This is a genomic window from Limosilactobacillus difficilis (genome assembly GCF_947387495.1).
Taxonomy (GTDB): domain Bacteria; phylum Bacillota; class Bacilli; order Lactobacillales; family Lactobacillaceae; genus Limosilactobacillus; species Limosilactobacillus difficilis.
Genome location: NZ_CANDNU010000057.1, coordinates 1 through 8518, shown reverse-complemented (window position 1 = coordinate 8518; position 8518 = coordinate 1). Strand labels below are relative to the sequence as shown.

Genomic DNA, 8518 nt, shown 5'->3' with positions numbered 1-8518 from the left:
ACGTTCTCATCAACCAATAATTAATTGGTCAGTGCTATTTATTTCAGCTTAGTGGCTAACTTATTCTTGAAATTTAGGTTCAGAAACCTTTATAACAAATAGGCTTGAAACATAAAAAGAAGTATTAGCTCTTGGAGGGAATAAGCTTATAACAGTAGAAAATTATTTGAATGCTTTTTCAAAGAAATTGCCTTTAGATACTGTTTCATTACCATATAAGGGATATGATAAGTGATCACCAGATATAGTTCTTAAACGAGAACTTGTTAGTTTAATACTTCCAATACACTGTCCTTTTTTTATTGGAGCTTGTAATGTTTGAGAATCATTGGTTAACTTATTCTTGAAATTTAGGGAAGACTTCTAATCTCATGATTCGGGAATTATCAAAAAAGAGAACTAGACCAATAGCTAAAGTAGCTTAGTCTAGTTCTCTAAATTCTCTTCATCCTTACCGATTAACAAAGAGTCTAATTTACCAACAAAAAAAGGGCTGCTTACAATAAATACTAAGTAGTCCTTTTCATAGTTTAGACGAATCGAATACAACACTTAAATATTGGGAAAGAAAATTATGTTATCTAGTTGCGTTTCTTCTTCAATCCGCCTAAACCAAGCATTGCCAGTAAGCCAGCTAAACCTAATCCAGCTACAGCCGCATCATTCTTAGTATTACCGGTTTGTGGTAATGCTTGCTTGTTGTTTTGACCGTTGTCACCATTACCGTTGTCAGTAACATTAGTGTTTACGGTCTTGTTGCCATTACCGTTTTGGGTACCATTATTGATACCGTTGTTATTACCGTTTTGGGTACCATTATTGATACTGTTGTTATTACCGTTATTACCTGAGTTAGTATTGTGGTTACCATTATCACCAGGGTTAGTGTTATGGTTGCCGTCATCGCCAGGGGTGGTATTGTTACCATTATTGCCAGAGTTCTTGTAAGTTACTTCTACAGTTACGTCAGCTGTATCAGCAGTTACGTTTTCTTCAGCAACTTCCTTAGCAGCATTACCATCAACATATGAGATAAAGCCGTCGAGTTGTGGAACATTGAATTGACCCCAATTCTTAGCCGAACCAGTTGCTAATGTCCAGTTACCATAGGAAATAACCTCATCAGTAACTTCATCTATGGTCTTAGTCCGGTTGAAGTTAACCTGCTGTGTTGTAGTATCAACCATTCTATTTGGGTTGTTAACCTTGATTGTCCGAGTTACGGTCTTGAACATATCAGCATATACAGGATCGCTTGGATTTACACCTGGATCATTTGGCTTGATATCCTTAGTAGCGTGAACAAGATTAATAGTAATTGTCTCGTGTGCTTTTGGCATCGTGACACTAGTTGGTAAGGTTTGACCTTCAGCAAGCTTGTAGCCTTCTGGGGTAGTAAGATTTACCTTTTGATCAGTACCAGGCTGACCAGTGACAGTAACATCATGACCCTCAACTGGCTTCTTGTCAGTCTTATCGTAGAACGTGTACGTTACTGTAGTGTCTTTAGTTGGTGTTGGTGTTGGCGTATAGTTCTTATCGTAACCAACGTAAACAGTAGTACCGTCAACTGGGTTGCCATCCTTATCTAATAATACATAAGCAGATGGAACAGCAGAAGCGTATACCTTTTGACCGTAATTGCCAATCCTGTAGTAAGAAGTGTAACCATCAACTGGTGTAATGTTTTCAGAAGCAAATTTGGTTGAGCCGCCTTGAGTAGTAAACTTGTTCTTACTCAACTTACCAGCTTCCCACTTACCATATGTAGCATGATGGCCATTACCGTAGATAGTCATTGTCCGACCAAAGTCTAGACTCTGAGTCTTAATTGTTTGTTGACCAGATACTGAAGTAGTCACAATATCACGGGTAACCGTCTTGAACATTTCCTTATATTTAGGGTTCGTTGGATCAACCTTGGTTGGATCAAGTGACTTATTAACAAAGACTTTACCAGAATTAGAAATTATCGTGCCATTGAAATCTCTAGAATAAGTAACAGTATAAAATCCTGGCTTAGACGTAGACAAATTATACTTTCCGTTAGCATCTGGCTTAACGGCTTGACCATCTTTAGTGATAGTTACCGTAAAGTCTTTAGCAGTTAATTGTGCTACATTATCATTACTTCTAACTGCGCTATCGGTCTTTTGATCCCAGTAGCGATAATTAGTTGGATCAGCAACTTTATTAACCATAGTAGATGGATCCCAAGCAGTTGGTGCAGTTTTAGTTGTATAAGTTTCATCTTGATTAAGCAAAATTACCGGTACAACTTCAAAATAAGGAAGTCTCTTAGGTGCACTTTGTAATGGATTACCATTTTTATCAACCACCTTTGAACCAGTTTTACTTAACTGATACAAGTAATATGGCACTGGCTTGCCATTACTAAAAGCTACACTGAATCCATGTTTAGTTAGATAATCTTCATATTTATCAAGAAGTAAATACGAATTGGTATAGCTGCCATAGACAGTACTCTTGTTAGTTGGCGTGCTGTAATTATATATATTACCCTCCCAGAAACCATTCATGAAGTCTTCATCACGGTACACAGAAGGATCCAAAGTAAATGCACCTGGATTATCTGGGTAGTCATAAGTATAATTGTTATGTTTTTTATTATCTTTTCCTACACTAACTCCTACATTAACTAGTGGATAAATCTTGTCTTCCGAATATAATGGCGCATAAGTTGAAGATCTGACAACCATATAACCAGTCTGTTGTCCATTTTCTCGAACACTAAATTCATTGTGATCATCAATCGTGGTATTAGACTTCTTAGCAGTAGTGTTAAGGACAAACGGAATGACCAAATTGATTGCATCATTAGCTTTAACAGTTAAATTAACTGGCACATCTCCTACGTAGCGCAAATCACCATCACGTGATTTAACCCCATCTAAAGTTTTAGTTACAGAACTAATATCATAAGTATTGCCTTGTTTGCTGGTAACTTTAACATCGCTTATTCTACTACCATCTGGAACTAAACTAGATTCTGGACGTCCTGCCTTATAAGGATTAAGGTAATCAGCCATTCTCAAAGTATAATTAATTGTCTGGTCTTGATCAGTATTGTTTTGATAGTAAAAATGAAACTCTAAACTATTTGGATCGTATGCACCAGCATCCTTATCTAATATGGAATTAAGCACGACTCCTTTAGGTTCATTTTTTTCTGCAGCATATGAACTAGCGTATTCCTTACCAGATGCATCCTTTGCAGTGAAGTAAAAGGTATACTGTCCAGTTTTAGATTGATTGTCGATTAGTTTTGAATTTGTACCTTGAGGGTTGTTATAAAAAGGTGTATCAACTACCTTTGTACCATCATAGCTAGGTACAATCTGAGATGGTGCAATTGGTGTTGTTGTATCAGTAGCAGGTATCTTAGCACTGCTCTTATTAGCTAGCTGAACTGACTGGCTAGTAGTATTATTGCCTTGTTCTGGAGTATTATTGCCTTGTTCTGAAGTATTTGATGTGGTTTGAGTGTCGGCTGAAGCACTCATTCCCATAAATGTGAAACCAATCAAAACCGAAGCAACTCCAATGGTTAATTTCTTCATCGTAAACCGTTGTTTTTTCGGTTCTTGTTGCCGAACTTGTTCTTTCCAATTATCCCTCGATAACATAATCTAGCCTCCATAATATTACTTATTCTACACCCTCAATATAATACAACTCCTTGAATCTTTCAAACTTATTTTTCTTATTTTTCGTGGAAATCGTTTCTAACTGATAAACAAGTTGGTATATCTAAGTCTTCTAAATTTTACAATCTACCTTATCACGAAATACATCACCCATTTTTTCATAATTAACTTTAGTTAATGACGGGTACAGCATTAAGATTAAGCCAATTGCAATCGGAATAGACGTAGTTCCCACTGACCAACTGTTGATCAACTTAGGCAAGGAAGGGAAAATAAATCCACTTAAAATTCCAAGTGACATAGCTAAAAACACCCATAGGATCATGTAACGATCCATAAATGATAGGTTTTTCGACGTCTTCATATTAATCCCCTTCATATAGATAATTATCTATGTTTGCGGTAAAAATAAAAGGATTATCTTTTTTAATTAGCATCCTTACACATACAATTGTCAGTATTGGACAGCGTACGGGTTAAGCCGTTAATAATAAGTGCAGTCGTGTCTGGATTTAATGAATAGTAATGCCATTTTGACTTCTTACTTACGATGACCAATCCTTTATCCTCTAATACTTTTATATGATGAGAAAGCGTTGGTTGGGTAAAATCAAAGTGATCAAGAATGTTGCAGGCACACATTTCACCACAGGAAAGCATTTCAAGAATTTTAAGCCGATTTGGTTCAGCAACTACCTTAAGCAAGTTAGCTAATTTTTGATAATCCATTTACGTTACCTATTATGTAATAGTTGTACATATTGCCATAAATAATGCTGTTTAAACAGGGGTGATTCGTTACAAATAGCCCCTAAACTAATTGGGTAATACGTTTTTTTAGTTTCATCGCGCGTTTGTCGAAACACAATCATTTTTTGTTCATGTGTGCCTTTTGCTTGTGCCGGATCAGGTAATGGCCAGTGAATACCTTTAGCTTGTAGTGGTATTACTGGACACCTACAAATAAAATTTGGCTTTTGACTATTTATTAAAGAAAATTCTCAAGGTGTCTTGATGTTTCAATCTGAGTACTCCAAAATAATATTCAAATATATATTTGAATATTATTTTGGAGGAAATAAGAAATGTTAGGAACAATTATTGCTGGTGTGGTGACTTACTGGAGTACTGCTATTGACTTATTAATAATTCTGATGCTTTTTTTTGCGAAAGTTAAAGATAAAAAGGGTGTTAGAGATATTTATATAGGCCAATTTCTTGGGTCTGGGCTTTTGATATTAGTTAGTTTGTTCTTTGCTGTCATTTTACATTACGTTCCTGATAAACGATTATTAGGTTTTCTAGGAATAATTCCTGCCTTTTTGGGAATAAAGGCTTTAATTTTGGGAGATTCAGACGGTGAAAAAATGGCTAATGAAAAATTGAAAGATACAAATCAAAATGATTTGATTAAAACCTTGATTTTCATTACTATTGTGAGCTGTGGTGCTGATAATGTTGGATTATTTGTACCTTACTTTATTAGTTTGGCACTACCAAAGTTATTAATAACTTTAATCGTGTTTTTGATAATGATTTTCTTATTAGTTTTTATTGCCCAGAAGTCGGTTAGTATTCCAACTGTAGGTACAGTTCTTGAAAAATATAGTCGTTGGTTTATAGGAATCGTTTATATCTTTATTGGTGGTTCCGTTTTGATCGAAAATGGATCAATTCAACTTTTCATTAATTTAATTAAATAATAGGCAGAGTGATTCTATGAAAAGCAAAAGTGCTGACATTACTTGTGATCAGACATTGGTTGAGACAGATAAAGTAATGAAGGTCTCGGAATTCTTGGGTAAATCACGTATTAAGAAATACTTTTATGTATTGTCTAAAATCTCAGATGAGAAAAAGTTAAAAATCATTTTCTCTTTAATCGCTCAGGAATCGTTATGTGTTTGTGATATTGCATATATTTTAGGCTGTAGTATTGCAACCGCTTCTCATCACTTAAGAATGCTGTATGATGCTGACATTTTAGGCCGTCAAAAAAAGGGGAAAATGGTGTACTACTTTATAAAAGATGATGATCTGAAAAAATACTTACTCAACTTGACAGGTGAATTGACTTAAGTGCTTCCCTTAAGAAGAGAAAGTAATTAAAAATAGAGCAGTGAATAGCAGTGAATTTTCTTGTTTGATTCCATTTTATATAGGAGGCTACTAGAAATAGCCCCTAAATTAATCCTCTAACTAATTGTTTAATTTCATCACGTACTTGACGAAATACAATCATTTTCTGCTCGTGTGTTCCCTTAGCCTGCGCTGGATCTGGTAAGGGCCAATGAAGGCTTTGGGCTTGGGGAGGAATTATAGGACAGCGATCTTTCGCATCACCGCACAAGGTCACAATTAAATCAGCCGCATTGAAATAATCTAAGTCAATCAGCTTTGATTTTTGCTGACTAATATCAATTCCATCCTCAGCCATAACCTCTACTGCATAAGGGTTGAGACCATGCTTTTCAACACCGGCACTTTTACATTCATATTGATTTTTGAGTAATAATTTGGCATAACCTTCCGCAATCTGACTACGACAAGAATTACCAGTACACAAAAAATAGATTTTTTTCATAATTAATAAAATTTCCTCTTAATCCAAAGTGAAACATCAACTAATAGCATCATAACTGGAACTTCAATCATTGGACCGATAACAGCTGCAAATGCTTCCCCAGAATTTAATCCAAAGACACCAACAGTTACTGCAACAGCTAGTTCAAAGTTATTGCTTGAAGCAGTAAATGATTGCGTGGCCGAGATTGGGTAGTTTGTGCCAGTCCTCTTCGCAATCCAGAAAGTGAGGAAGAACATTAAAATAAAGTAGAGAAGCAAAGGAATCGCGATACGTATGGCATCTAAAGGTAGTTGAACCACTTTAGTGCCTTTTACCGAGAACATAACTACGATGGTAAATAGTAATGCCCAAGTTGTAATGCGACTAATTTTAGGAACATACTTATCTTCAAACCAGTCTTTTCCTTTACCCTTGATAATCAAGTAACGAGAACAAACCCCTAGGATAAACGGGATTCCAAGATAAATAAAAACAGTCTTTGCAATTTCACCCATGGTAATGTTAACCGTTTGTGTCTTAATTCCGAACAGCTTAGGTAAAACACTAATAAAGATGTAGGCATAGATAGAGTAAAAAATAATTTGAAAGATCGAATTCAAAGCTACTAATCCGGCGGCATAGTCATTATTACCGTGAGCTAGCTCATTCCATACAATGACCATCGCAATACAACGTGCCAACCCAATCATGATTAAACCGATCATATAATTGGGACAATTATGTAGAAAAATGATGGCTAAAGCAAACATCAATAATGGCCCGACAATCCAATTTTGAATTAGTGAGAAACTGAGTTCTTTCTTATCACGAAATACATCACCCATTTTTTCATAATTAACCTTAGTTAATGGCGGGTACAGCATTAAGATTAAGCCGATAGCAATCGGAATAGACGTAGTTCCCACTGACCAACTGTTGATCAACTTAGGCAAGGAAGGGAAAATAAATCCACTTAAAATCCCAAGTGCCATAGCTAAAAACACCCATAGGGTCATGTAACGATCCATAAATGATAGGTTTTTCGACGTCTTCATATTAATCCCCTTCATATAGATAATTATCTATGTTTGCGGCGAAAATAAAAGGATTATCTTTTTTGATTAGCATCCTTACACATACAATTGTCAGTATTGGACAGCGTACGGGTTAAGCCGTTAATAATAAGTGCAGTCGTGTCTGGATTTAACGAATAGTAATGCCATTTTGACTTCTTACTTACGATGACCAATCCTTTATCCTCTAATACTTTCATATGATGAGAAAGCGTTGGTTGGGTAAAATCAAAGTGATCAAGAATGTTGCAGGCACACATTTCACCACAGGAAAGCATTTCAAGAATTTTAAGCCGATTTGGTTCTGCAACGACTTTTAACAAACTTGCTAGCTTTTGATAATCCACTTACATTCCTTCTCACATAGATATTTATCTATATGATAGGCTGCTCAAACTTAGATGTAAACCTAAATAGTGAATTTTTTGCAGTTAAAGGCTTGAAAGGCGGGCAGTAGGGAAGCAAGCATATTACAAATGTTATCTTTACGTCGTATTTCCATCCTTTATGACGGAATTAGGTATGCTACAATGGTGAGAGGAAAATTACACCGTTTTCAATGGTCGGAAGAAGGTCGGAAATATGGCGGAAGAAAGACTATATACTATCAATGAGATCATAAGAGAAGCGGGTATAGCGCGTTCAACTTTTGATAAATTTGTTGAATCCAATAACTTACGTCCAGTAAAGACAGAGAAACGAGGGAAGAAGTTCTATTCCTTGAAAGATAAGGAATTTGTGGTTTCTCACTACGTAAGAGGGAAAGGGAAAGAAGAAAAAGAAAAATTTACCAATCACAAAGCTGAACGGCACGATGAAATCGTTGAGTTACTTCGCGAACAGGTTCAGCAGCTTAAGAAAGCCAACGAACAACTCGTCCACGATAATGACATCCTGACAGACCAATTGAAAGTCAAGGATGATCAAATCGCAGCCGCCCACCAACTAGCTGATCAAGCGCAAAAGTTGCATCTTGGACTAGAGAAACAGGTTAAAGCCCTCACAGGAGACACTAACAAGCCCGTAGTGGACGGCAAATCATCTGATATGACTAATTCATCGATTGATCAGCAAACGCCTGCAGATAGCCCTGCAGACCAAAAAAAAGCCACTCGCAAACCGTGGTGGCATATCTTTTGGCTCTTTGTCAATCGGTACTGATGATAAATTTTGGGAAAACTAGGCTATGCTACTAATGGCATTGGTCTAGT

The 8518-nt window shown here is 36.2% G+C and carries 8 protein-coding genes and 1 pseudogene; 3 read left to right on the top strand and 6 right to left on the bottom strand.

The features are described from left to right. Window positions 1-581: 581 nt before the first annotated feature. The 3 genes and pseudogenes from QOR82_RS08350 to QOR82_RS08340 form a co-directional block, all read right to left on the bottom strand. Window positions 582-3647 (bottom strand): mucin-binding protein, encoded by a 3066-nt coding sequence (locus tag QOR82_RS08350; protein WP_283584307.1) that lies wholly within the window; start codon window positions 3645-3647, stop codon window positions 582-584. Between the two features lie 151 nt (window positions 3648-3798). Next, window positions 3799-4032, bottom strand: a pseudogene (locus tag QOR82_RS08345) (arsenic resistance protein); the annotation flags it as partial. 62 nt (window positions 4033-4094) lie between these two features. Next, window positions 4095-4397 carry an ArsR/SmtB family transcription factor gene (locus QOR82_RS08340; RefSeq protein WP_283584305.1) on the bottom strand — a complete coding sequence of 101 codons (303 nt, stop codon included), beginning with the start codon at window positions 4395-4397 and terminating at the stop codon, window positions 4095-4097. 356 nt (window positions 4398-4753) lie between these two features. Here QOR82_RS08340 and QOR82_RS08330 point away from each other — a divergent pair, with 356 nt between their 5' ends. Both QOR82_RS08330 and QOR82_RS08325 read left to right on the top strand, forming a co-directional pair. After that, on the top strand, window positions 4754-5371 hold the full coding sequence (locus QOR82_RS08330) for a CadD family cadmium resistance transporter (RefSeq protein ID WP_283584304.1): 618 nt from the start codon (window positions 4754-4756) through the stop codon (window positions 5369-5371). A 16-nt stretch (window positions 5372-5387) separates the two neighbouring features. After that, complete coding sequence (locus tag QOR82_RS08325) at window positions 5388-5747, top strand: ArsR/SmtB family transcription factor (protein ID WP_094504462.1); 360 nt, start codon at window positions 5388-5390, stop codon at window positions 5745-5747. A 103-nt stretch (window positions 5748-5850) separates the two neighbouring features. Here the strand turns inward: QOR82_RS08325 and arsC are convergent, their stop codons facing one another. Genes arsC through QOR82_RS08310 form a run of 3 tightly spaced genes read right to left on the bottom strand, consistent with a single transcriptional unit; the run spans window position 5851 to window position 7654 of the window. Further along, window positions 5851-6252, bottom strand: coding sequence for an arsenate reductase (thioredoxin) (gene arsC, locus QOR82_RS08320; protein ID WP_003669793.1), 402 nt, complete (start codon window positions 6250-6252; stop codon window positions 5851-5853). 2 nt (window positions 6253-6254) lie between these two features. After that, window positions 6255-7289, bottom strand: a complete 1035-nt coding sequence (gene arsB, locus QOR82_RS08315) for an ACR3 family arsenite efflux transporter (RefSeq protein ID WP_283584303.1) — start codon at window positions 7287-7289, stop codon at window positions 6255-6257. A 53-nt stretch (window positions 7290-7342) separates the two neighbouring features. Further along, window positions 7343-7654 carry an ArsR/SmtB family transcription factor gene (locus QOR82_RS08310; protein WP_283584302.1) on the bottom strand — a complete coding sequence of 104 codons (312 nt, stop codon included), beginning with the start codon at window positions 7652-7654 and terminating at the stop codon, window positions 7343-7345. A 235-nt stretch (window positions 7655-7889) separates the two neighbouring features. Between QOR82_RS08310 and QOR82_RS08305 the strand changes: the two genes are divergently transcribed. Further along, complete coding sequence (locus QOR82_RS08305; protein WP_283584301.1) at window positions 7890-8468, top strand: transcriptional regulator; 579 nt, start codon at window positions 7890-7892, stop codon at window positions 8466-8468. Window positions 8469-8518: the final 50 nt, after the last annotated feature.

Bases quoted from the DNA above. Each gene is read 5' to 3' on its own strand.
- QOR82_RS08350 (WP_283584307.1), bottom strand. From the start codon at position 3,647: ATGTTATCGAGGGATAATTGGAAAGAACAAGTTCGGCAACAAGAACCG.
- QOR82_RS08340 (WP_283584305.1), bottom strand. From the start codon at position 4,397: ATGGATTATCAAAAATTAGCTAACTTGCTTAAGGTAGTTGCTGAACCA.
- QOR82_RS08330 (WP_283584304.1), top strand. From the start codon at position 4,754: ATGTTAGGAACAATTATTGCTGGTGTGGTGACTTACTGGAGTACTGCT.
- QOR82_RS08325 (WP_094504462.1), top strand. From the start codon at position 5,388: ATGAAAAGCAAAAGTGCTGACATTACTTGTGATCAGACATTGGTTGAG.
- arsC (WP_003669793.1), bottom strand. From the start codon at position 6,252: ATGAAAAAAATCTATTTTTTGTGTACTGGTAATTCTTGTCGTAGTCAG.
- arsB (WP_283584303.1), bottom strand. From the start codon at position 7,289: ATGAAGACGTCGAAAAACCTATCATTTATGGATCGTTACATGACCCTA.
- QOR82_RS08305 (WP_283584301.1), top strand. From the start codon at position 7,890: ATGGCGGAAGAAAGACTATATACTATCAATGAGATCATAAGAGAAGCG.